The following is a 22,431-nucleotide window of genomic DNA, read 5'->3' as shown; positions in this document are numbered from 1 at the left end:
GTCCCGTCTTCAAGCGAATTTCGCTGGCGAACCGACGCCTCTCGACGTCCGCGCTGGCTCACGCCCTCCCCAGCCGTGTCTCAAGATCGACAAATGTCCTTGTCGTGTCAATCGAAATGTCAACGTTGTCATTTTGCGACGCGCCTATGCAAAAACGCTCGCGCATCGGACCTCTCCGCCCTGCCGACCAATGGTCGGGCTCAAATTAATTCATTGTTTTCATTAGTATTACAATCAGGATAAGGCTTCGACCAGCCGCGAACCTGGTGAGGAGGGTCAAGCCTTTTCCCGACACGCTAATCGCGAGCCTAACGTAAGCTCGACCGGGAGCTTCCCCAACGTCATCCCGCGATTTCCGCCTGAAACCATTGGATTTGACCCGAAATGTCTTATTGGATGTCCACCATCGGACAAATATTTGTCCTGCCGCATGACATCGTTGTCGGGCTAGGCTATGGCTTGGGCGGCGGGGGCAGGCGACGACCAGGATGGTCGGCGCGTGGCGATCCCTGGAGTCCGGGTGCAACAAGGTCATGGCGACGATCCACGATGTGGCGCTGCAGGCGGGCGTGTCGCCCAAGACCGTCTCGCGGGTGATGAACGACCACGAGAGCGTCAGCGCCAAGACCCGCGAGCGGGTGCAAGCCGCCATGCAGGCCCTGGATTACCATCCCAACGCCGTGGCGCGGGGCCTGCGCGCCCAGGCCGCCCCGGCGGTCGGCATCCTGATGGGCGACCCCAGCGGCGGCTACCAGACCCGGATCCACCACGCCCTGATGGTCGCCTGCCTGCAGAACGGCCGCCACCTGTCGGCCGAGCTGGTCGAGGGCGACATGGCCGGCTGGCAGAACCGCATCCGCGCCTTCGTGACCGAGGGCGGCATCCGCGAGATGGTGCTGCTGCCGCCCGAATGCGATTTCGCGCCGCTGAAGGCCCTGTTGCGCGAGCACGGCGTACGCTGCGTGCTGATCTCACCGACCAGCCCTGATTCCCTGTCGCCCAGCATCGTGATGGACGACCGCGCCGCCGCCCGAGAGGTGGTCGAGCACCTGTTCAGCCTGGGACACGAACGGATCGGCCACATCGCCGGCCATCCCGACCACGCCGCCAGCACCCTGCGCCGCAACGGCTTCTACGAAGCCTACGCCGCGGCCGGCAAGCCGCGCCCGGATCCCGCCCTGATCGTCCCCGGCGACTTCAGCTTCAAGGGCGGCCTGGCCGGCGCCCAGGCCCTGCTGGACATGGACGATCCGCCGACCGCCATCTTCGCGGCCAATGACGACATGGCCGCCGCCACTTGCATGGAGGCCCAGCGGCGCGGCCTGAAGCTGCCCGACGAGCTGTCGGTGGTCGGCTTCGACGACGCGCCGATCGCCGCCGCGATCTGGCCCTCCCTGACCACGATCCGCCAGCCGTTCGACCAGATGACCCAGCGGGCGATCACCGCCCTCAACGCCTGGAGCGCCAACGCCGCGCTCGGCAAGGCGGCGGCGACCATCCTGACCCAGCACAGCCTGGTGATCCGCGATTCCACCGGCCCGGCCCGAACCAGCTAGGCCGCAATTCCAACATGCGCCGGCGAGTATCGTCCGCGCCGATAGAACGGGAGGTACTATGAACCGACAGACCTGGCGGGGCCCGGCCCTGGCCCTCATGCTCGGCGCGTCCGCCGGCGTCCTGGCTTCCACCGCGTGCGCCCAGACCTCCGCCCCCGCCGCCCGTCCGTGGCTGAACCCCAAGCTGGACGCCGACACGCGCGCCGACCTGGCGGTCAAGGCCATGACCCAGGACGAGAAGCTGACGGTCATCTTCGGCTTCTTCGGCGCCGACATGGGCGACAAGTACAAGCGCGTGCCCGAGGCCTTGGCCGGCTCGGCCGGCTACGTGCCGGGAATCGCCCGCCTGGGCATCCCGGCCCAGTTCCAGACCGACGCCGGCGTCGGCGTGGCCACCCAGGGCGGCGAGCCCAACAAGCGCGAGCGCACCGCCCTGCCCTCCGGCATGGCCACCACCGCCACCTGGAACCCGCAACTGGCCCAGGCCGGCGGGGCGATGATCGGCGCCGAGGCCCGCGCCTCGGGCTTCAACGTCATGCTGGCCGGCGGCGTGAACCTGGTCCGCGAACCGCGCAACGGCCGCAACTTCGAATATGGCGGCGAGGACCCCTGGCTGGCCGGCCAGATGGTGGGGGCCCAGATCAAGGGCATCCAGTCCAACGCCATCGTCTCGACCATCAAGCACTACGCCCTGAACGCCCAGGAAACCGGCCGCTTCGTGCTGGACGCCAGGATCGGCGAGACCGACCTGCGCACCTCCGACCTGCTGGCCTTCCAGTTCGCCATCGAGGCCTCCGACCCGCACGCGGTGATGTGCGCCTACAACCGCGTCAACGGCGACTACGCCTGCGAGAACGACTTCCTGCTCAACAAGGTCCTCAAGCAGGACTGGGGCTACAAGAACTACGTGATGTCCGACTGGGGCGCGGCCCATTCCAGCGCCAAGGCGATCAACGCCGGCCTCGACCAGGAATCAGCCGGCGACGCATTCGACACCCAGCCGTTCTTCAAGGGAGCGCTGAAGGACGCCTTGAAGTCGGGCGAGGTCAGCCAGGCCCGGCTCGACGACATGGCCCGCCGCGTGCTGCGCGGCCTGTTCGCCAGCGGCGTGGTCGAAAAGCCGGTCAAGATCGCGTCGATCGACTACGCCGCCCACGCCAAGGCCACCCGGGCCGACGCCGAGGAAGGCGTGGTGCTGCTGAAGAACGACAAGAGCCTGCTGCCGCTCCTGTCGATGGCCAGGAAGATCGCCGTGATCGGCGGCCATGCCGACGTCGGCGTGCTGTCGGGCGGCGGCTCGTCCCAGGTCTACCCGATCGGCGGCCGCGCCGTGCAGGGCGAGGGTCCGGCCACCTGGCCCGGCCCGATGATCTATTTCCCCTCCTCGCCGCTGAAGGCGCTGAAGGCCCGCCTGCCCGGCGCCGACATCCAGTTCGCCGACGGCAAGGACAAGGCCGCCGCCGCCAAGCTGGCCGCCGCCAGCGACGTGGTCCTGGTGTTCGCCACCCAGTGGAACGGCGAGGCCTTCGACAGCCCCCTGACGCTGGAAAACGACCAGGACGCCCTGATCGACGCCGTCGCCTCGGCCAATGGCAAGACGGTGGTGGTGCTGGAGACCGGCGGCCCGGTGCTGATGCCGTGGCTGTCCAAGGTCGGCGCGGTGGTCGAGGCCTGGTACCCCGGCTCGGAAGGCGGCGAGGCGATCGCCAGCGTGCTGACCGGCGCGGTCGACGCCTCGGGCCGCCTGCCCGTCACCTTCCCGGCCGCCCTGGACCAGCTGCCGCGCCCGGTGCTGGACGGCGATCCGAAGAAGCCCGACGACCTGTTCGCGGTCGACTATACGATCGAGGGCGCGGCGGTTGGCTACAAGTGGTTCGACAAGAAGGGCCACCAGCCGCTGTTCGCCTTCGGCCACGGCCTGTCGTACACGACCTTCGCCTACGACAACCTGAAGGCCGAGGCCAAGGGCGGCGTCCTGACCGTCAGCTTCGACGTCAGGAACACCGGCAAGCGGACCGGCAAGGCCGTGCCGCAGGTCTATGTCGCGCCCCAGGCGGGCGGCTGGGAAGCGCCCCAGCGCCTGGCGGGCTTCAGGAAGGTCGAGCTGGCGCCCGGCGCGACCACAAGGGTGTCGCTGAGCGTCGATCCGCGCCTGCTGGCCACCTGGAACGACAAGGCCCACGGCTGGTCGGTGGCGGCTGGCGACTACACGGTCAGCCTGGGCACCTCGTCGCGCGACACGGCCGCCAAGGCCCAGGTCGCGCTCGCCGCCCGGTCGATTCCCGTCGGCCTGATCAAGCGCTGAGGAGCCATTTGGTCGCAGGTGAAATTAAGGTCCGATTAACCATAAAAGCCGAATTTCGACTGGTCTTTCTTGAAGACACCCCACATCACTGACTTTCCACAGCCCGGTCGTCGACCGGGCTGTTTTTTTGTCCGAATGCGCTTGCACCGAGTCAAATCGGCGGCTATCACCCGGCCTCTTCCTGAGGCGACCTGTTCCGCGGTAGCTCAGTGGTAGAGCAGCCGGCTGTTAACCGGCTGGTCGTAGGTTCGAATCCTACCCGCGGAGCCACCTCTGGTCTTGAGAGAAATCCGGCCTTTCGGCCGGATTTTTCGTATCCGGGCCAGGTTCGCTTCCGTCGACAGATCAAAGCGACCTGCCGACCAGCCTTCCTCCCTCGGCCCGCGAGCGCCCTAGGCTCCCGGGTGCAGTCCTGGCGCTTCCTGGCCCGTGCGGGCGACATATTCCGTGTAGCCGCCGCCGTACTGGTGGACGCCCTCGGGCGTCAGTTCCAGCACGCGGTTCGACAGCGCCGCCAGGAAATGGCGGTCGTGCGAGACGAACAGCATGGTGCCCTCGAAGTCCGCCAGGGCCTTCACCAGCATCTCCTTGGTGACCATGTCCAGGTGGTTGGTCGGCTCGTCCAGCACCAGCAGGTTCGGCGGGTCGAACAACATCTTGGCCATGACCAGACGCGCCTTCTCGCCGCCGGACAGGACGCGGCAGGGTTTTTCGACATCGTCGCCGGAGAAGCCAAAGCAGCCCGCCAGGGTTCGCAAGCTCCCCTGCCCCGCCTGCGGGAACGAACGCTCCAGGGACTCGAAGATCGTCTCTTCGCCGTCCAGCAGGTCCATGGAGTGCTGGGCGAAATAGCCCATCTTCACACTGGCCCCGACATTGACCGCGCCCTGGTCGGGCTTGGTGTCGCCGGCGACCAGTTTCAGCAGGGTCGACTTGCCGGCGCCGTTGGCGCCCAGGACGCACCAGCGCTCCTTGCGGCGGACCAGGAAATCCAGGCCCTCATAGATCGGCCGGGCGCCGTAGCCCTTGTGGACATTGCGCAGGCTGATCACGTCTTCGCCCGACCGCGGCGGGCTCTGGAATTCGAACTGAACCGACTGGCGGCGGCGCGGAGCCTCGACGCGTTCGATCTTGTCGAGCTTCTTGACCCGGCTCTGGACCTGGGCGGCGTGCGAGGCGCGCGCCTTGAACTTCTCGATGAACTTGATTTCCTTGGCCAGCATGGCCTGCTGGCGTTCGTACTGCGCCTGGCGTTGCGCCTCGCCCAGCGCGCGCTGCTGGTCGTAGAAGTCCAGATCGCCCGAATAGCTGATCAAGGTTCCCGCGTCGATCTCCACCACCTTGCCGATGATGCGGTTCATGAAGGCGCGATCGTGCGAGGTCATCAGCAGCGCGCCGTCGTAGTTCTTCAGGAACGCCTCCAGCCAGATCAGGCTTTCCAGGTCCAGGTGGTTGCTGGGCTCGTCCAGCAGCATGCCGTCGGGGCGCATCAGCAGGATGCGGGCCAGCGCCACGCGCATCTTCCAGCCGCCGGACAGCATGCCGACATCCCCGTCCATGCGTTCCTGGCTGAAGCTCAGGCCGGCCAGCACCTCGCGCGCCCGCGCCTCCAGCGCATAGCCGTCCAGTTCCTGGAAGCGTTCCAGCACCTCGCCATAGCGTTCCATGACGGCGTCCAGCTGGTCGGCCTGGTCCGGATCGACCATGGCCGCCTCGAGCTTGGCCATTTCGGCCGCCAGCGCGCTGACGGGACCGACGCCGTCCATCACCGCGGCGACCGCGCTCTGGCCCGACATCTCGCCGACATCCTGGCTGAAATAGCCGATCCTCATGCCGGGATCGATCGCGACAAGCCCGTCGTCGGGCTGCTCCTGGCCGGTGATCATGCGGAACAGCGTCGTCTTGCCGGCGCCGTTCGGGCCGACCAGTCCGACCTTTTCGCCCTTCTGGATGCCCATCGAGGCTTCGATGAACAGGATCTGGTGGCCGTTTTGCTTGGAGATGTTGTCGAGGCGGATCATGGGCGGTCTGCTAACGCGGGTGGGAGGAGAACACCAGTCCTTGAGCCGACTAGATCGCCGGAACCGGCCACGGCCTCGCGGGTTTCGCCGGGCGGACCCGGTCTCTCGACATCGCCGACATGGACGCGCTCCGTCTTGGACGGTGATGGCGATCCTCGAAGGCCCGCCGACGCTCGCGATCGTCAAATATTTTTACCTCGAAGCGGAGCCTTGGTTGGCTGAGCGCGTTCAGTCTCTGCAACGGGGACCATCACCATGACCCACCAAGACTCGGCCAAGACGACCTTCGAACGCGAGCTCGTCGCCCTGATCCCTCAGCTGCGCGCCTTCGGCCGCTCGCTGACCGGCAACGCCAGCCATGGCGATGACCTGGCCCAGGACGCCCTGGCCAAGGCCCTGGCCTCGCGGGAATCCTACCAGCCCGGCACCAACATGAAGGCCTGGACCTTCATGATCCTGCGCAACGTCTTCTATTCGGAAAAGCGCCGCTCGTGGCGCTCGTGCGCCCTCGATCCGGAGCTGGCGGAACAGACCCTGGTGTCGATCTCCAATCCGACCGCTTCCCTGGAACTGGACGAACTGCGTCGGGCCCTGGACATGCTGCCGCCCGACCAGCGCGAGGCCCTGATCCTGATCGGCGCCGCCGGCATGTCCTATGAAGAGGTCAGCGACGTCACCGGGGCGGCGCTGGGCACCATCAAGAGCCGGGTCAGCCGGGCGCGCGACCGTCTGGTCCAGATCTTCGCCAAGGGTGAGATCGCCGAGGACCACCAGCCGGCCCACGCGGCCATGGCGGCGATCTTCCAACGCATCGACGCCTATCGCTCGGCGGATCGCGCCGCCTGACGGACGATCTCGGAAGACAGTAAGGGCGGCGCCTCAGTGCGCCGCCTTTTTGCGCGGGATCAGGTGGAGCACGCCCACGATCACGCCGCCGACGACCAGGCCGACCACGGCCGAGCCGGCCGCCATGGCCAGCCAGCCGGTCACCGGACCAACCCCCGGAACCCCGCCGGCCCAATGCGAGGCGCCCTCGACCCAATGCGGCACGGGGGTCAGGTGGAAGTGCTCCAGGCCGTGGACGATGATGCCGCCCCCGACCCACAGCATGGCCGCCGTGCCGATCACGGTCAGGGCCTCCATGGTCACCGGCATGGCCTTGACCAGGCCGCGCCCCAGGGCCCGGGTCCCGGCGTTGGACCGCTGGGCCAGGTTCAGGCCGATATCGTCCATCTTCACGATCAGGGCGACCACCCCGTAGACCGCCACCGTCAGCGCCACGCCGATCACCGCCAGGGCCGCCGCCTGGACGGCCAGCGGCTTGTCGGCGACGTCGGCCAGCGCGATGGCCATGATCTCGCCCGACAGGATCAGGTCCGTCCGGATCGCGCCGCCGACCTTCTCGGCCTCCAGTTCGGCGCTGCTCAGGGCCAAGTCCTCGACCGCCTCGCCGGCGACCTCATGGTGCGCGAAGGCTTCGAGGATCTTCTCGGTGGCCTCGAAGGCCAGGTAGGCGCCGCCGACCATCAGGATCGGCGTCACCGCCCACGGCGCGAAGGCGCTGAGGATCAGGGCGCCCGGCAGAAGGAACAGCAGCTTGTTGCGGAACGAGCCGAGCGCGATCTTCCAGACGATCGGCAGCTCGCGATCGGGCGTGAAGCCCATGGCGTAGCCGGGCGTCACGGCGGTGTCGTCCACCACCACCCCGGCGGCCTTGACGCCGGCCTTGCTGGCCGCGCCGCCCACGTCGTCCAGCGAGGCGGCGGCCAGCTTGGTGATGCCGGCGATGTCGTCGAGAAGAGCGGCGAGGCCGGAGGGCATGGCGGATTCTCTGTGGCGAAGGGTCAGGCTTGGCGAATAGACCGGACCGCTTGTCCCGGTCGAGCCCTAACCCTTCTTCAAGACCGCGTCGGCCTTTCTGTCGATCCGTTGTTCCTCGGCCTTGGACATCCGGCCCGCCTTCACCGCCTGGCTGGCGCGGGCCTTGGCGTTGCGGGCGTGCGTCTTGTCCTCGATCGGATAGGCACGCTTGTCCGGCTCGGCGAAGGCCTTGTCGGGCAGCTTGTCGCGCTTGTCGGTATTGAGTTCGGCCATGACGGTCAGTCCTTCGGATGGGCGGTTCCCAGCGCCTCGACGGGCGCGTCGTCGTCGCTGTCGTCGCCGTCGGGGGTGACGATCTCGGCCGGCTCGTCCTGGCGGGCCAGGTCACGGGCGCCCACGCCGCCGCCGTGCTGGATGTTGCGGTTGGCCTCGACCGTGGAGGGGTCGTAGGCGTCGTCGGTCTCGTCGCCGTTGGTGACGTCGGGTGGGGCCATGGCGGATCTCCAGTCTGGTCCCAAGCCAACGACCGGGGCGCAGCCCCGTTCCCCGCAACGACCTCCCAGATTCCCTGCATCGGCCGCCAGAATAAAATCAGAGCCTGTGGCAGTTGCGGTAGCGATGCGGGAAACCAGATATGCGAGACGCCGACGCGAGGTCGGCGAACCGCTTCAGGGACTGCTTCATGCCCACTCTGTTCGATCCGCTTCGTCTCGGCGACCTCGAGCTGCCTAACCGCGTCGTCATGGCGCCGCTGACCCGCCTGCGGGCCGGGCCCACCCAGATCCCCAACGCCCTGATGGCCGACTACTACGCCCAGCGCGCCTCGGCCGGCCTGCTGATCACCGAGGGCGTGCCGGTCACGCCGCAGGGCGTCGGCTACCAGGGCGTGCCGGGCATCTGGTCCCAGGCCCAGGTCGAGGGCTGGAAACAGGTCACCAAGGCCGTGCACGACAAGGGCGGCCGCATCTTCATGCAGATCTGGCACGTAGGCCGGGTGTCCGATCCGTCGTTCCACGGCGGCGAGCTTCCGGTTGGGCCCAGCGCCATCGCGGCCAGGGGCCATGTCAGCCTGCTGCGGCCCGAGCGCCCCTACCCGACGCCCCGCGCCCTGACGACCGACGAGGTGGTCGGCGTGGTCGAGGCCTTCCGCAAGGGCGCGGAAAACGCCAAGGCCGCCGGCTTCGACGGCGTCGAGATCCACGGCGCCAACGGCTACCTGATCGACCAGTTCCTGCAGGACGGCTCCAACCAGCGCACCGACCGTTACGGCGGCTCGATCGAGAACCGCGCCCGCCTGATGCTGGAAGTCGCCGACGCCGCCGCCTCGGTGTTCGGCCCGGGCCGGGTCGGCATGCACCTGGCGCCGCGCGCCGACAGCCACTCCATGGGCGACAGCGACCTGGCCGCGACCTTCGGCTACGTCGCCAGGGAACTGGGCGAGCGTGGCGTCGCCTTCCTGTGCGCCCGCGAATATGACGGTCCCGACAGCCTGGCGGCCGACCTGAAGAAGGCCTTCGGCGGCGTCTACATCGTCAACGAGAAGTTCACCGCCGCCGCCGCCCAGGCGGCGCTTGACGCCGGCAAGGCCGACGCCGTGGCCTTCGGCAAGGCCTATATCGCCAACCCGGACCTGGTGGAGCGCCTGCGCCTGGGGGCGCCGCTGAACGATCCGGACCCGAGCACCTTCTATGGCGGCGACGGTCGCGGCTATACCGACTACCCCGTCCTCAGGACGCCCGTTCCGGCCGCGGCCGAATAGGACCGAAGCGGGATTTCCGCTCAAGCCTGTATCCGCCGCGCCAATTACCGCGTTGGGACTTCACCACGCGGCGCGTAGCGGATACAGGCTTAACCATGAGCGCGACCAACGATCACTGGAAGACCGTCCTGCAACGCGGCGCCAACGCCCTGGCCTTCCACATCACCAGCCCGGCCAACGCCGTCAAGCCGACCATGGCGGCCGAGCCGGCGCCGCAGAAGCGCCCCCTGCCCGTCACGGTCTTTCACGCGGTGGCCGTCTGCGCCCTGGTCGACGGCTGGGTGGCGGCCGGCGAAGGCGAGATCCTGATCGACCGCCCCGCCGTCCTGGCCCGCCAGAAGCTGGTCAACGCCAAGGCCGCCGAGCCGCCCGGCAGCACGCCGTCGCCGTTCTCGGTCGGCTATGCGGCCGACTACCGGCTGGAACTGGCGCGGCTGGCCTGGTTGGCGATCATCGAAGACCCGGCCGTCCGGCTGGAAGCCCTGGCGGCGGCGTACCAGCCGCCGGAGCCGAGGGTGAAGCTGGTCTGACCGGCGAACTCGAACGTCCTGGACGTTTTAAAAGTCGCCCCCACTACCAAGCGCCGATGTTGGGCATCGAAACCCACGGCTCGGCGGGTTCCAGGCTGCCGTCCTGCAGCAGTTCGACCGAGATGTTGTCGGGCGAGCGGACGAAGGCCATGTGGCCGTCGCGCGGCGGGCGGTTGATCGTCACGCCCATGTCCATCAGCCGCTGGCAAGTCTCGTAGATGTCGTCGACCCGGTAGGCGAGGTGGCCGAAATTGCGCCCGCCCTGATAGTCCTCGGGATCCCAGTTGTAGGTCAGCTCGACCAGCGGCGCCTTGTGCTCCCGGGCTAGCTCGACGTCCTCCGGCGCGGCCAGGAACACCAGGGTGAAACGGCCCTTGTCGTTCTCCATCCGGTACATCTCGGTCAGGCCCAGACCCTGGCAATAGAACCGCAGCGAGGCGTCGAGGTCCTTCACGCGGACCATGGTGTGCAGATAGCGCATGGGCGGCTCCTCGGGTCAGATCAACATGGCGCAGGATACAGCCGCCGCCCGCCGTCGCACCCCACATTTGCGGTAAGAACGGTCGTGAAGGCCTATTCGCCGGCCCGGGCGGCCGGCCCTTGCAGCACCTGCTGGGCGCGCTCGACGGCTTCCATCAGGTGGCCCAGGGCCAGACCTTCGGGGCTGTCGGCGCGGTAGATCTCGCGCAGGGCCGGCACCCGGTCCTTGCAGGCGGCCATCGCGTCCAGGGCTCGATCGATCTTGCGCGTCAACATGACAATAACCGCCGTTGATGTTCTACATTCGTTCTACAATGGCGGTTTTCGGATATCAATCGACGACCGCCCCCGCTTCCACAGGTTTCTCCCGAGTCTGCCGCCGCCACAACGCCGCGTATTCGCCCCCGGCCTCCAGAAGCGCCGCGTGGGCGCCGCGCTCCACGACCTTGCCCCGGCGCAGCACGATGATCTCGTCGGCGTCGGCGATGGTCGACAGGCGGTGGGCGACCACGAGGGTCGTGCGCCCGGCCCGCGCCTTGCGCAGGGTGGCCTGGATGGCCGCCTCGGTGCGGCTGTCCAGGGCGCTGGTCGCCTCGTCCAGGATCAGCACGCGAGGATCGGCCAGCAGGGCTCGGGCGATGCCAACCCGCTGGCGCTCGCCGCCCGACAGCTTCAGGCCGCGCTCGCCGACCTTGGTGGCCATGCCCTCGGGCAGGTTGCGGATGAACTCGCCCAGTTCGGCCGCCTCGGCCGCGGCCCAGACGTCCGCCTCGGACGCCTCGGGACGGGCGAAGGCGATGTTGGCCATCAGGGTGTCGTTGAACAGCGCCACATCCTGCGGCACCAGGGCCACCGCCCGGCGCAAGGAGCCCTGCTTCAGGGCCTTCAGATCGTGACCGTCGAGCGTGACCCGGCCGCCCTGCGGATCGATCATCCGCAGGGCCAGGCGCACCAGGGTGGTCTTGCCGGCGCCCGAGGGGCCGACGATGGCCACCGTGGTCCCCGGCCGGGCGGCGAACGTCACGTCCTGCAGGCCTTCCGACCGCGCGCCATGGCGGAACGACACGCCCTCGAAGGCCACCGCCCCGCCCCGCCGGTCGGCCGGCGGCGGCAGGTCAATGGCGTCGGCCGCGTCGGCCACGTCCGGCCGGGCCCGGCGCAGGTCCAGCATGGCCTCCATGTCGATGAACGACTGGCGGATCTCGCGATAGGCGAAGCCCAGGATGTTCAGGGGTCCATACAGGTTGACCAGGATCAGCACGGCGGCGGTGACGTCGCCGGGTCCGATCCGCCCCGCCGCCGCCTCGCCGCCCGCCAGGACGGCCATCACGCCCAGTCCCAGGCTCATCACCGCCGACTGGACGCTGTTGAGCAGGGTCAGCGAGTTGGTCGCCTTGATATTGGCCGCGCCGTAGGCCCTCAGGGCCGTGTCATAGCCGTCGACCGCCCGTTCCTCGGCGCCGAAGGCCTTGACCGTCTCGTAGTTCAGCAGGGCGTCGACGGCGCGGCCGGCGGCCTCTGCGTCGGCCTCGTTCATCACCCGCCGATGGCCGATCCGCCAGTCCGAGATGGCGAAGGTCACCACGCCGTAGATCACCACCGTGACCACCGCCGTCAGGGCGAACCGCCAGTCATAGGCCTTGGCCAGCACGATGGCGGCCATGACCAGCTCGACCGCGGTCGGCGCGATGTTGAACACCAGGCCGCGCAGCAGGAAGTCCATCGACCGCGCGCCGCGGTCGATCACCCGCGACAGCGAACCCGTGCGCTTGGTCTGGTGGAAGTCGATCGACAGCGACAGGGCGTGGGCGAAGGTCTCGACGGCCGCGCGGGTCTGGGCCGCCTGGGCCACCGGGGTGAACACCGCGTCGCGGGCCTGGGGCGCGACGGCGGCGATGAAGCGGATCAGGGCCCAGCCGCCGGCCAGGGCCGCGAAGGTCAGGCCGACCTGCACCGCCGCCCCCTGCCCCGCACTCAGGGCGTTGACCGCCTTGCCCAGCAGCAGCGGCGCGATCACGCCAAGGAACTTGCCGGCGAAGGTGAAGACCAGGGCCAGGGTCACGCGCCAGCGCAGGCCCGGCGCCTTGGAGCGCATCACCAGGCTGAACAGGTCGGCCAGGGCCTTCCAGCCGTTGGCCTTGACCTCCGGGGGCGCGACCGCGCCGGCCGCGGCTCCAGATCGCGACGCCATGCCCCTCACTGGGCCGCGCCCAGCAGCTGGGTGCTCTGCAGGCCGCCACCCGGAGTCATCCAGTCGACGCGCCAGCCGGCGGCGGTCAGGGTCGAGGACGCCGGTCCGCCCCGGGGCGGGTTGGGCGGCGCGACATCGACGACCACCTGCTGCTCGCCGCCCTCGCCCGCCACCTGGATCACGTGGGCTCCGCCAGCCAGCGGCTGATCGAGCGAGATCGAGAAGCGGCCATCCTCGCCGACCTTGCCCTCGCCCCGGGTGACACGGTCGATCCGCACGCCCAGGCCTGCGCCCGGCGCGCCAACGCCGGAGATCACGGCCCCACCGCTGCGGTCGTAGTCGATCGCCAGGATGCGAGGGGATGGCGAGCTCTGGCCCATCACCTCGGCGCCCGCCCCGGCCCGCAGCAGCACCGCCACGCCGCTGGGCGTGACCATCAGGTAGCCCTGGGCCTGGACCGTGCGTCCATCCAGGGTCATCGACAGGCCATAGAGCCGAGGCTGGGCGGCAAGGGGGGCCACCAGCCGCCAGGCGCCCGCCGCATCGGCCTTGCCCAGCAGAGCCTCGCCGGTCGGCGCGCCCAGCCGCACGCTGGCCAGGGGCTCGGCCTGTCCCGACAGCGCCACGGCGTCACCCTGGCGGACCGCCGACCCCAGGCTGGGCGGCTTCAGATAGCTGTCCCGTGACGAAACCTGCTCGATCTTGGCGGTCGCCGGATCGTGCCGCCAACCCTTGTCCTCGCGCCCGCAGGCGCCCAGCGCCAGCAGGGCCCACACCGCGACGGCGCAGGCCGACTTGAAACCGATCTCGCGAATCCTGATCATGGCGTATCCAACGGCCGACCACGCCCTGGCGGCCCGTTTCCTTGGCTGTTCACGTGCGGCGCGCCAACCTTGTCCACAAGGGCCGGCGCGCCCTTTATTTTTCTGGAGTGGACGACGATGACCGACCTGTCCAGCGGCCAAGCCGCCGTCGCGGAGTCCGCCCCGGCCGCCAAAGCCGTCTGCGTCTATTGCGGCTCGTCGAACGCGGCCGACCCGGCCTTCCTGGAAGCGGCGTTCCAGATCGGCGGCGACTTCGCCAGGGCCGGACTGAAACTGGTCTATGGCGGCGGCGGCGTGGGGCTGATGGGCGCGACCGCCCGGGGCGCCCACGCCGCCGGCGGCCGGGTGCTGGGCGTCATCCCCGAGTTCCTGCGCGGTCGCGAGCAGCCGTTCGACGATGTGGAGACGGTGATCGTCACCTCGATGCACGAGCGCAAGATGATGATGTTCGAACGGTCGGACGCCTTCGTCGTGCTGCCCGGCGGCATCGGCACGCTGGAGGAGATCATCGAGCTCCTGTCCTGGCGGCGCCTGGACCTGCACCGCAAGCCGATCGTCTTCCACAATCCCGGCGGCTTCTGGGACCCGCTGTTCGCCCTGCTGCGCCACACCATCGACCAGGGCCTGACCCCGCCGTCCCTGGCGGACTGCTGGCGGGTCGTGGAGAAGGCCAGCGACATCACGCCCGCCCTGCTCGCCTGGCTGGCGGAAAACGGGCACGAAGAGGCCGCGTCAAACGTTCGTTTGTTGACTTAGTTGCAAAACGCAACCAATTGTATTCCCAGCCGGCCTCCCAGCGTCGGCGTTAGGGGATTACAGGAAACAAGCATGCGTATCTTCATGACCGCGCTGGCCGCGGCCTCCGCCCTGTCCGCCGCTGGCGTGGCGACCAGCGCCTTCGCCGCCGAGGGCGCTGTTCTCAAGCTGAAGGCGCCCAGCAAGGCGCCCACCCTGATCCAGGACGGCGCCATGTGGCGCTGCAACGGCGATGTCTGCGCCGCGCCTCAGGTCAAATCGCTGCCGATCGGCCGCGCCTGCCGCAAGGTCGCCGCCGAACTTGGCGCCGTCGCCAGCTTCAACTATCGCGGCCAGGATCTGGACGCCGCCGGCCTCGCCGACTGCAATACGGTCGCCAAGTCATAAGCCAGTACGGCATTTTCGACATGAGACAGGGGCGGACCGCCAAGCGGGCCGCCCTTTCTTTTCGCCTATTTGCGGCCGGACGGCTTGGGTTCGGCGACCGGCGGCTTCGGTGGGCGCTGTCCCCCGACCAGCATCCCGCCCATCAGGGCGAACGACAGCATGGCGTGGTTCATCCTCGATACGTTCATTGGCGGCGTCTCCCAGGCTCCTAGTCGTCAGCGCGTCGACCCAAAGCATGCGCCGACGCGGCCCGGACGCAAGACAGATCATCCGAACCCTGACGAAATCCGCCTACGGACGATCTGACTTCTCTTTCTCGCGCAACGCCTTGCGCCACAAAGAAAAAGCCGCCCGCGACAGCGGGTCGCGGGCGGCTTGAGCGTCAATCAACAGTTGTCCGTGGACTGTATCAGGCCGCCTTGTCGCCGACCGTCCCGAACGACAGCGATTCGTAGCGCTTGAGGTGGTGGTCGACCGAACCGAACAGGCCCTCGATGATCGAGGCGCGCTTGAAATAATGGCCGATCGCCAGCTCGTCGGTCATGCCCATGCCGCCGTGAATCTGGATGGCGTTCTGGCCCACGAACTTGCAGGCCCGGCCGATGCGGACCTTGGCGGCCGAGACCGCCTTGGCGCGCTCGTCATCGCTCTCGTCCAGCTTGATCGTGGCCATGTAGGTCATCGACACGGCCTGTTCCACCTCGATAAACATGTCGACCATCCGGTGCTGCAGCACCTGGAAGTTGGAGATGGCCGTACCGAACTGCTTGCGCTGCCGGGCGTAGTCCAGCGTGCCCTCGTGCAGCCTGCGCAGCACGCCCACGGCCTCGGCGCCGACGGCGGCGGTGGCTTCGTCGATCACCTTGTCGACCAGCGGCAGGCCGCCGCCTTCCTCGCCGACCAGGGCGTCGGCCGGGATCGAGACGTTCTCGAAATAGACTTCCGAGGCGCGACCGCCGTCGACGGTGGGATAGTCGCGGGTGACGATCCCCTTCAGGCTCTTGTCGACCAGGAACACCGACACGCCGCCGGCGTCGCGCTGGGCTCCGCCGGTGCGGGCCGTGACCACCAGGTGGGTGGCGAACGGCGCGCCGACCACCACGGCCTTGTGGCCGTTCAGGACATAGCCTGAGCCTTCCTTCCGGGCCGTGGTCTTCAGGTCGCGCCAGGTGTAGCGGCCTTGCGGCTCGGCATAGGCGAAGGCGATGGTCGTGGTCCCGCCGACAATGCCCTCGATCACCGACGCCGCGCCGGCGTAGCCCGAGTGCTTCATGAAGCCGCCGCCAATCACCACCGTGCCCAGATACGGCTCGATGACCAGCGCCTTGCCGAACTCCTCCATGATGATCATGTTGTCGATCGCGCCGCCGCCCAGGCCGCCCAGTTCCTCGCTGAACGCGGCGCCCAGGATGCCCAACTCCTCGGCGAAGGCCTTCCAGTAGTCGGCGCGCCAGCCGCTCTCGGACGCCACGATCTTGCGGCGGGTCTCGAAGTCGTACTTGTCCTGCAGGAAGCTCGCGACCGTGTCGCGAACCATCGACTGCTCTTCGGTGAAGTTGAAGTCCATCCTGGATCTCCGGATCTTGTTCTTTTCGTTCTGTGTCCTTCTCCCCTTGCGGGAGGAGGTGGCGTCCGAAGGACGTCGGATGGGGGTCGCGCCGAGCCTATTGACCTTGGCCCTACGCGGCTGACCGCACCTTCAACCCCTCATCCGTCGCTTCGCGACACCTTCTCCCGCAAGGGGAGAAGGGAAGAAAATCAAAGCCCAAGCACCATCTTGGCGATGATGTTGCGCTGGATCTCGTTGGAGCCGCCGTAGATCGAGGTCTTGCGGACGTTGAAATAGGTCGGAGCGGCGCGGTGAGCCCAGTCGGGTCCGATCGGATGGGCGTTGTCGCCATCGGTCGGGAAGCCGCGGAAATAGGGCGCGCCGTAGTGGCCGGCCGCCTCCAGCACCAGTTCGGTGATCCGTTGCTGGATCTCGGTGCCCTTGATCTTCAGCAGCGAGGATTCCGGACCGGGCCCCTTGCCGGCGGCCTCGCCGGCAAGGGTGCGCAGCTCGGTATATTCCAGCGCCGTCAGGTCGATCTCCAGGTCGGCGACCTTGCGCTTGAAGGCCGGGTCAGCCAGCAGCGGCTGGCCGTCGTCGCCCAGCTCGGTGGAAGCGATCTGGCGGATGCGCTCGATGCCGCGCTTGGAGCGCGCCACGCCGGCGATGCCTGAGCGTTCATGGGCCAGCAGGAACTTGGCGCAGGTCCAGCCCTTGTTTTCCTCGTAGATGCGGTTCTCGACCGGCACCTTGACGTTCTCAAGCCAGACCTCGTTGACCTCGTGCTCGCCGCCCAGGGTGATGATCGGCCGCACGGTCACGCCCGGCGACTTCATGTCGATCAGCAGGAACGAGATGCCTTCCTGGATCTTGGCGTTGGGGTCGGTGCGGACCAGGCAGAAGATCCAGTCGCCGTGCTGGGCCAGGGTGGTCCAGGTCTTCTGGCCGTTGACCAGATAGTACTCCTTGCCGTCGTCGCCGGTGAAGCGCTCGGCCTTGGTCTTCAGGCTCGCTAGGTCCGACCCCGCGCCCGGCTCCGAATAGCCCTGGGCCCACCAGATGTCGCCCGACAGGGTCGGCGGCAGGAAGCGCTCCTTCTGTTCGGGCGTGGCGAAGGTGTAGATCACCGGCCCGACCATGTTGATGCCGAACGGCAGGATCGGCACGCAGTCGGCGCGGGCGGTCTCTTCCGACCAGATGTAGCGCTGCACCGAGGTCCAGCCGGGGCCACCGTACTTCTCGGGCCAGGCCGGCGCCACCCAGCCCTTCCTGGCCAGGATGCGGTGCCACGAAAGAAAGTCCTCCTTGGCCATCTCCTCGCCCTCCTCCTGCTTCTCGCGCAGGCCGGCGGGATAGTTCTCGGCGATGAAGGCGCGGACCTCGTCGCGGAACGCGACGTCTTCGGGCGAGAAATCGAGGTTCATGGCGGACTCCCGGAAACCGGCCCTCTGCGGGACCATCTTTGGCTTTCAGGAGTCACCTTAGAGTTCGAACGGGCGTTTGGAAAGATGACCTTAGCGTCAACGTAAACAATGTTCAGGTGACGCCGGGCAAGACGTCAGCGAACCTCGCAGGCCAGCCGCACCACGGCCAGGGCGGTCGCCCCGCCGACGCCCTCCTCCTCGGCGATATCCAGGGCGACCAGCGGTCGCTTGCTCAGCGCGTCCAGCAGGCGGGCATGACCCTTGGCCGTCCCCACGTGGCCGGCCTGGCAGTGGGCGACCAGCGCCGGATCGATCGCGTGCAGCACGGCGGCGGCGGCGGCCGAGGCGTAGCCGTCCAGCAGGACGGGGATCTTCTGGACCCGGGCGGCGAGAATCGCCCCGACCAGGGCGGCCGTCTCCCGCCCGCCCAGTTGGCGTAGGGCCTGCAGGGGATCGGACAGGTCGTTCTCGTCGCCGGCACGGGCCACGGCGGCGGCGATCGGCTCGGGCGCGTCGCTCCAGTCCGCCGCCTCGCCGCCGAACAGGGCCAGGGCGACGGCGCCGGCCGCGCGGTCGGTCTCGGCGGCGATCACGCCGGGGATCAGCAGGTCGGGCTGCTTGGCCAGCGCCTCCATGCCGAAGGCCATGGTCGCGGCGCATTCCTTCTCGCTCATCGACGCCTTGACGACCGCGTCCGGCGTGGGGCGGTCGATGGCCAGATCGAAGGCCTCCAGCCCCGCGCCCTGCGCGCCGGCGATCCGACAGACATTGGCCCCGCCGGCGGCCACGGCCTCCAGGCGCTCGCGGGCATAACCGCGCGGCCCCACGCCCTGGCGCGCCCCGGCATAGAGGGCGACGACCGGCCGCAACACCGCCGGCGGCGCCTTGCCCGTCCAGGCCGTCAGCCAGGCGGAAATCTCGGCCAGGCGGTCGCCCCCCTCAAAGGTCGTGGTCGGAGCCGACGGCGCGTCGGCCGCCAACTTGCGGATGTCGTTGAACGGAGAAGCGGCGGGCGAGGAAACGGTCATGGGCGCGGGCTTAAGCCAGCCCGAGCCCAATGCAAAGTCCGGTTCGATCCGGTCGGAGCCGTCAGCCCCCGCCGGGCGCGCCCGCCGAGGCGTTCGACGACATCTGGATCAACGTCTTGCAGACGCCGTCACGCTCAGCGATCAGCGACGCCCTGAGCGTGTCCTTGGCCTTGCCGGCCTGGGATTTCGCGGCCCGCTCGGCCGCGTCCACGCGGTCCTGCACCAAGGGATCGCGGCCTCTGCCCTGGGCCTTCATGAAAGCCTGCAGGGCCGTCGGGTCCGAGGTCCCCAAATTGGCGGCTTTGGCCAAGCCGAGGCAGCGCGACGCCCGTACCAACTCACTGTCGCTGACACGATCAGCGGCGAACGCCGGCGCGGTCGAGGCGGCGACGACGGCGGCGAGAGTAAGACCAAGTATGCGCATTGCTGGCTCCTTGTTTTGGAAGAAGGGTTTGGACGCAACGATCACGGGCCGCGCCGCGGGTCGCCCTTGCGCGCCCGGCCTGGAACGGCGACATAGGAAAACATGAGCTCGGCCACGCCCCCGAAAGTCCCGGACGGGGACACGCTGAATTCGGCGCCCCGCCCTCCCCGCCCGATCGCGACGCCCTGCGTGAAGGTCTGCGCGGTGGACGGACAAAGCGGTTTCTGCCTGGGCTGCCGGCGAACCCTTCCGGAGATCGCCGGCTGGGCTCGGCTAAGCGACGAGGAACGGTCGGCGATCATGGCCGACCTGCCCCGTCGCCCGGACCCGATGGCCAATCTGACGATCGGCCAAGTCTAGGCGGTCCCTAGTTCGCGGTGTTCACGGCCGCGCCGGTCGTCGCGCCGCCCAGCCAGGCCGAGCAGGCGCCTGAACGTTCGGCCAGCAGCTTTTCCTTCTTGGCGCCGTCGGCCTTGTCGCCTTCCTTCTGCGCGCCCGAGATCTTGTTGTTGGCCGACACGCGGACCGGCAATTCGCGGCTGCCGGTTTCCTGCTTCAGGAACGCGTCGATCCCGGCGGTGTCGAGCTTGCCCAGGCCTTCCGAAGCGGCCAGGCCGCGGCAGCGGGCGGCCTGCAGGAACTGCGTGTTGCTGATTTCGGCGGCCTGGGCCGCCCCGGCCAGCCCCGAAAGCGCGACGACGGCGGCGATGATGACCTTCTTCATGGCGTTGTTCCCTCAACAAGCACTGATTTGATGAACAACCATATGTCGCCGAGATACGCAGAATTGAAGTTAAATCGAAGTCATCTTGCACATTACTTACATGTAACGTTGGATTTGGTAAGTATTACGGGTTTTTAATTTTTCATCAGCTCGGCAATCTGTTAACTTTACTGATCTGTGAAGATCGCGATTCACCGGTTGAAAACCCATTCGCGGCTAGTCTCCCCCCAACGGCCGTAGAAACGGCCAGCAAGCCTGTATGGCGGGGTGACTTCGATGTTCAAGTTCGCGGCCATCGCAATCGTAGGCGCGCTTTCGGCGGTGGGGGCGGCGAAGGCCGTGGTGTCGCTGGACGACCTGCGCCAGCCCGACCTGCGCGGTCCCGCTCCCGCCGTCGCGACCGCCGACGACGGCGCCGCCCAGATCGTCAAGGCCGCCGACGGCCACTTCTGGGCCGAGGCCAGGGTCGACGGCCGCGCCGTCCGTTTCCTGATCGACACCGGCGCCACCGCCGTGGCCCTCAGCCAGACCGACGCCAAGCGGCTGGGCATCGACACCAAGGCGCTGGACTACAGCTACAAGGTCATGACCGCTTCGGGCCAGACCCGCGCCGCCTCGGTCAAGCTGGCCAGCGTCTCGGTGGCCGGCGCCCAGGTCCGCGACGTCGACGCCCTGGTGGTCGAGAAGGGCCTGGAGACCTCGCTGCTGGGCATGAGCTATCTTGGCCGGCTGTCCAGCTTCCAGGCCACGCCGCGGGCCCTGGTCCTGCGGTCCTGAGCACGAGCCTTTAGCTGGAGACGGCGTCCAGCGTCCGAGCTTCTCGCGCGTCGACCGCCTGGCGGACGGCCGCCAAGGCCCGGTCGACCACGTCCAGCCCCGCCCCAGCCTTCACGCCGTCGACGGTCAGGATGCGGCGCCAGGCGCGGGCCCCGGGCAGACCGTGGAACAGGCCCAGCATGTGACGGCTCATCGCCGCCAGATGCACGCCCGCCGCCAACTGGGCGGCCATATAGGGCTTGTAGAGCTCAACCGCTTCGAACGCGTCGACATCGGCGACGTCTTCGCCGAACACCCGACGGTCGACCTGCCCCAGCAGGCCTGGCTCATGATAGGCCGCTCGGCCCAGCATCGCCCCGTCCACGTGCTCCAGCTGGGCCAGGGCCACATCGAGATCGGGAATGCCGCCATTGATCACGACGGTCAGGTCCGGGCGCTCGCGCTTCAACTGATGGACCAGCGGATAGTCCAGCGGCGGCACGTCGCGGTTCTCCTTAGGCGACAGCCCCTTCAGCCAGGCCTTGCGCGCATGGACCACGAAGGTGGTGACGCCGGCCTGGGCCGACAGGTCGACCAGCTCGAACAGGCTCTGTTCCGGGTCCTGGTCGTCGACGCCGATGCGGCACTTGACCGTCACCGGCACGGACACCGCCGCCGCCATGGCGGCCATGCAGTCGGCCACCAGCTGGGGTTCACGCATCAGGCAGGCGCCGAACCGGCCGCTCTGCACACGGTCGGACGGGCAGCCGACGTTCAGATTGATCTCGTCATAGCCCCAGCCCTCGCCGATCCTGGCGGCGGCGGCCAGATCGGCGGGCTCGGATCCGCCCAGCTGCAGCGCCACCGGATGCTGACCCGCGTCGAAACCCAGCAGCTTCTCGCGGTCGCCGTTCAGCACCGCCCCGCTGGTCACCATCTCCGAATACAGCAGCGCCCGGCGCGACAGCACCCGATGCAGCGACCGGCAGTGCCGGTCGCTCCAGTCCATCATGGGCGCTATGGAGAATTTCGTCATAAGCCTTTGGTTTTATTCAATAATTTCCACACCAATTGCCCCACTGGATAATTGGACCGACAGAAATCCGATTCAATGATTTCAATGAGTTAGCGGAGCCGAGGTGCGAAAAACACGCCCAAAGCCACCCTCACTGTACACGCAGTGTACACGCCCGGCGTCTATTTGCGAACAGGACGGGGACGCTTACTCGTCGAGCTTAGCGGCGCTGGATGCCCACCATGGGGGTCGGCCGTATGGCGCTTCGTTCCTGCGTCGGCCCAAGCCTGCAGATCCGCGAGGGCATAGACGACTCTACCGCCCAGTTTGCGATAGAGGCCCCCCTCTGCGGTCGTACGGAGCTTCTTCATAGTTCTAGGCGAGAGATTGAGAAAAGCTCCCGCCTCGTGCGTGCGCAGAAACTTGCTCGGAAACGAGCCGTCACCCTGATCCGCCCCCGTTCGCTTTCAACTGCTGTCGGATCCCCCAGACATGCCTGGGCGTGAACAGCGGCTTGGGTCCAATGACGCGGCCCGTGTTCCAAGGCCGCTTTGGAGGAAGGAAGAGGTCCAATGAAGGAAGAGGTCCAATTGAGCCATGTTCGCCTCCCGCGAATTGGCTACTCCGTCGCCTCAGCCTACCACGTCTGAACGTGCGAGACGGCAACGGCGCGTAGCGGACATTCCGCCGCACCAGTTCCTAGACAATTGCAGCACTGAGGCCGGCTACCGCTTTCGACCTGAACGGACGTTGGCCATCGACCACCAAAACACCTTTCTCGAAGAGAGAGCGACTGTCTGGATGGTCAAGCCGGTACGAAGGCGGCGCGAGCATCCCTGGCCTTGGCGTTGAGGCGGACCAGGAGCTTTCGGGCGACAGCG

At 68.0% G+C, this 22,431-nt stretch carries 24 protein-coding genes, 1 tRNA gene and 1 pseudogene; 10 read left to right on the top strand and 16 right to left on the bottom strand.

Going from position 1 to position 22,431, the window contains the following annotated elements; all coding sequences use genetic code 11:
• Window positions 1–533 precede the first annotated feature (533 nt).
• The 3 genes from EV278_RS02505 to EV278_RS02495 all read left to right on the top strand — a co-directional run bounded on the left by EV278_RS02505 (window position 534) and on the right by EV278_RS02495 (window position 4,131).
• Window positions 534–1,556, top strand: coding sequence for a LacI family DNA-binding transcriptional regulator (locus EV278_RS02505; RefSeq protein ID WP_132086364.1), 1,023 nt, complete (start codon window positions 534–536; stop codon window positions 1,554–1,556).
• Window positions 1,557–1,614: 58 nt separating this feature from the next.
• Complete coding sequence (locus EV278_RS02500; RefSeq protein WP_132086362.1) at window positions 1,615–3,861, top strand: glycoside hydrolase family 3 protein; 2,247 nt, start codon at window positions 1,615–1,617, stop codon at window positions 3,859–3,861.
• A 195-nt stretch (window positions 3,862–4,056) separates the two neighbouring features.
• A tRNA-Asn gene (locus EV278_RS02495) sits at window positions 4,057–4,131 on the top strand.
• A gap of 122 nt (window positions 4,132–4,253) precedes the next feature.
• Here the strand turns inward: EV278_RS02495 and EV278_RS02490 are convergent.
• On the bottom strand, window positions 4,254–5,882 hold the full coding sequence (locus EV278_RS02490) for an ABC-F family ATP-binding cassette domain-containing protein (RefSeq protein ID WP_132086360.1): 1,629 nt from the start codon (window positions 5,880–5,882) through the stop codon (window positions 4,254–4,256).
• A 255-nt stretch (window positions 5,883–6,137) separates the two neighbouring features.
• On the opposite strand from EV278_RS02490, the gene EV278_RS02485 reads away from it, so the two are divergent.
• The gene (locus EV278_RS02485) at window positions 6,138–6,728 is read left to right on the top strand and encodes a sigma-70 family RNA polymerase sigma factor (RefSeq protein WP_132086358.1); all 591 of its coding nucleotides are present in this window, start codon (window positions 6,138–6,140) and stop codon (window positions 6,726–6,728) included.
• Between the two features lie 33 nt (window positions 6,729–6,761).
• Here the strand turns inward: EV278_RS02485 and EV278_RS02480 are convergent, their stop codons facing one another.
• From EV278_RS02480 to EV278_RS02470, 3 genes are all read right to left on the bottom strand, one after another.
• Window positions 6,762–7,703, bottom strand: coding sequence for a DUF808 domain-containing protein (locus tag EV278_RS02480; protein ID WP_132086356.1), 942 nt, complete (start codon window positions 7,701–7,703; stop codon window positions 6,762–6,764).
• Window positions 7,704–7,769: 66 nt separating this feature from the next.
• Complete coding sequence (locus tag EV278_RS02475; protein WP_132086354.1) at window positions 7,770–7,976, bottom strand: hypothetical protein; 207 nt, start codon at window positions 7,974–7,976, stop codon at window positions 7,770–7,772.
• A gap of 5 nt (window positions 7,977–7,981) precedes the next feature.
• A complete protein-coding gene (locus tag EV278_RS02470; RefSeq protein WP_132086352.1) occupies window positions 7,982–8,197 on the bottom strand; it encodes a hypothetical protein in 216 nt (71 codons plus the stop codon).
• Between the two features lie 188 nt (window positions 8,198–8,385).
• Here EV278_RS02470 and EV278_RS02465 point away from each other — a divergent pair, with 188 nt between their 5' ends.
• Both EV278_RS02465 and EV278_RS02460 read left to right on the top strand, forming a co-directional pair.
• A complete protein-coding gene (locus tag EV278_RS02465; RefSeq protein ID WP_132086350.1) occupies window positions 8,386–9,462 on the top strand; it encodes an alkene reductase in 1,077 nt (358 codons plus the stop codon).
• Between the two features lie 95 nt (window positions 9,463–9,557).
• On the top strand, window positions 9,558–9,992 hold the full coding sequence (locus EV278_RS02460; protein ID WP_132086348.1) for a hypothetical protein: 435 nt from the start codon (window positions 9,558–9,560) through the stop codon (window positions 9,990–9,992).
• Between the two features lie 43 nt (window positions 9,993–10,035).
• Here EV278_RS02460 and EV278_RS02455 read toward each other — a convergent pair whose 3' ends face one another.
• The 4 genes from EV278_RS02455 to EV278_RS02440 all read right to left on the bottom strand — a co-directional run bounded on the left by EV278_RS02455 (window position 10,036) and on the right by EV278_RS02440 (window position 13,487).
• Entirely contained in the window at window positions 10,036–10,473 is a 438-nt protein-coding gene (locus EV278_RS02455) for a VOC family protein (protein WP_132086347.1), read from the bottom strand.
• Between the two features lie 92 nt (window positions 10,474–10,565).
• Window positions 10,566–10,748, bottom strand: coding sequence for a hypothetical protein (locus EV278_RS02450; RefSeq protein ID WP_132086346.1), 183 nt, complete (start codon window positions 10,746–10,748; stop codon window positions 10,566–10,568).
• A 55-nt stretch (window positions 10,749–10,803) separates the two neighbouring features.
• Window positions 10,804–12,738: an ABC transporter ATP-binding protein/permease gene (locus EV278_RS02445; RefSeq protein WP_132086344.1), complete on the bottom strand. Its 1,935-nt coding sequence runs from the start codon at window positions 12,736–12,738 to the stop codon at window positions 10,804–10,806.
• A complete protein-coding gene (locus tag EV278_RS02440) occupies window positions 12,669–13,487 on the bottom strand; it encodes a hypothetical protein (RefSeq protein ID WP_132086342.1) in 819 nt (272 codons plus the stop codon). Before EV278_RS02440 ends, EV278_RS02445 begins: the two co-directional genes overlap by 70 nt.
• A 117-nt stretch (window positions 13,488–13,604) precedes the next feature.
• On the opposite strand from EV278_RS02440, the gene EV278_RS02435 reads away from it, so the two are divergent.
• A complete protein-coding gene (locus EV278_RS02435) occupies window positions 13,605–14,243 on the top strand; it encodes a TIGR00730 family Rossman fold protein (RefSeq protein ID WP_132086340.1) in 639 nt (212 codons plus the stop codon).
• 72 nt (window positions 14,244–14,315) lie between these two features.
• On the top strand, window positions 14,316–14,630 hold the full coding sequence (locus EV278_RS02430) for a hypothetical protein (RefSeq protein WP_132086338.1): 315 nt from the start codon (window positions 14,316–14,318) through the stop codon (window positions 14,628–14,630).
• Between the two features lie 65 nt (window positions 14,631–14,695).
• On the opposite strand, the gene EV278_RS24245 is transcribed toward EV278_RS02430, so the two are convergent.
• The 5 genes from EV278_RS24245 to EV278_RS02410 form a co-directional block, all read right to left on the bottom strand.
• Window positions 14,696–14,818 (bottom strand): hypothetical protein, encoded by a 123-nt coding sequence (locus EV278_RS24245; protein WP_243692052.1) that lies wholly within the window; start codon window positions 14,816–14,818, stop codon window positions 14,696–14,698.
• A gap of 221 nt (window positions 14,819–15,039) precedes the next feature.
• Complete coding sequence (locus tag EV278_RS02425; protein ID WP_132086336.1) at window positions 15,040–16,197, bottom strand: acyl-CoA dehydrogenase family protein; 1,158 nt, start codon at window positions 16,195–16,197, stop codon at window positions 15,040–15,042.
• A 191-nt stretch (window positions 16,198–16,388) separates the two neighbouring features.
• On the bottom strand, window positions 16,389–17,603 hold the full coding sequence (locus EV278_RS02420) for an acyl-CoA dehydrogenase family protein (RefSeq protein ID WP_132086334.1): 1,215 nt from the start codon (window positions 17,601–17,603) through the stop codon (window positions 16,389–16,391).
• A 134-nt stretch (window positions 17,604–17,737) separates the two neighbouring features.
• Window positions 17,738–18,631, bottom strand: coding sequence for a nicotinate-nucleotide--dimethylbenzimidazole phosphoribosyltransferase (locus tag EV278_RS02415; protein ID WP_132086332.1), 894 nt, complete (start codon window positions 18,629–18,631; stop codon window positions 17,738–17,740).
• Window positions 18,632–18,692: 61 nt separating this feature from the next.
• Window positions 18,693–19,100, bottom strand: a complete 408-nt coding sequence (locus tag EV278_RS02410; protein WP_243692051.1) for a hypothetical protein — start codon at window positions 19,098–19,100, stop codon at window positions 18,693–18,695.
• Between the two features lie 99 nt (window positions 19,101–19,199).
• On the opposite strand from EV278_RS02410, the gene EV278_RS02405 reads away from it, so the two are divergent.
• Window positions 19,200–19,415, top strand: coding sequence for a DUF1289 domain-containing protein (locus tag EV278_RS02405; RefSeq protein ID WP_132086896.1), 216 nt, complete (start codon window positions 19,200–19,202; stop codon window positions 19,413–19,415).
• Between the two features lie 7 nt (window positions 19,416–19,422).
• Here EV278_RS02405 and EV278_RS02400 read toward each other — a convergent pair whose 3' ends face one another.
• Complete coding sequence (locus tag EV278_RS02400; RefSeq protein ID WP_132086330.1) at window positions 19,423–19,779, bottom strand: hypothetical protein; 357 nt, start codon at window positions 19,777–19,779, stop codon at window positions 19,423–19,425.
• Between the two features lie 276 nt (window positions 19,780–20,055).
• Here EV278_RS02400 and EV278_RS02395 point away from each other — a divergent pair, with 276 nt between their 5' ends.
• Window positions 20,056–20,556 (top strand): TIGR02281 family clan AA aspartic protease, encoded by a 501-nt coding sequence (locus tag EV278_RS02395; protein WP_132086328.1) that lies wholly within the window; start codon window positions 20,056–20,058, stop codon window positions 20,554–20,556.
• 10 nt (window positions 20,557–20,566) lie between these two features.
• Here EV278_RS02395 and dusA read toward each other — a convergent pair whose 3' ends face one another.
• On the bottom strand, window positions 20,567–21,571 hold the full coding sequence (gene dusA, locus EV278_RS02390; RefSeq protein WP_132086325.1) for a tRNA dihydrouridine(20/20a) synthase DusA: 1,005 nt from the start codon (window positions 21,569–21,571) through the stop codon (window positions 20,567–20,569).
• Between the two features lie 424 nt (window positions 21,572–21,995).
• Window positions 21,996–22,141, bottom strand: a pseudogene (locus EV278_RS24235) (integrase); the annotation flags it as partial.
• Window positions 22,142–22,431: the final 290 nt, after the last annotated feature.

Origin of the sequence: Caulobacter sp. BK020, from assembly GCF_004342605.1 — a bacterium.
Lineage (GTDB): Bacteria > Pseudomonadota > Alphaproteobacteria > Caulobacterales > Caulobacteraceae > Caulobacter.
The sequence above is the reverse complement of the archived record's forward strand: the minus strand, read 5'-3'. Positions and strand labels throughout refer to the sequence as shown.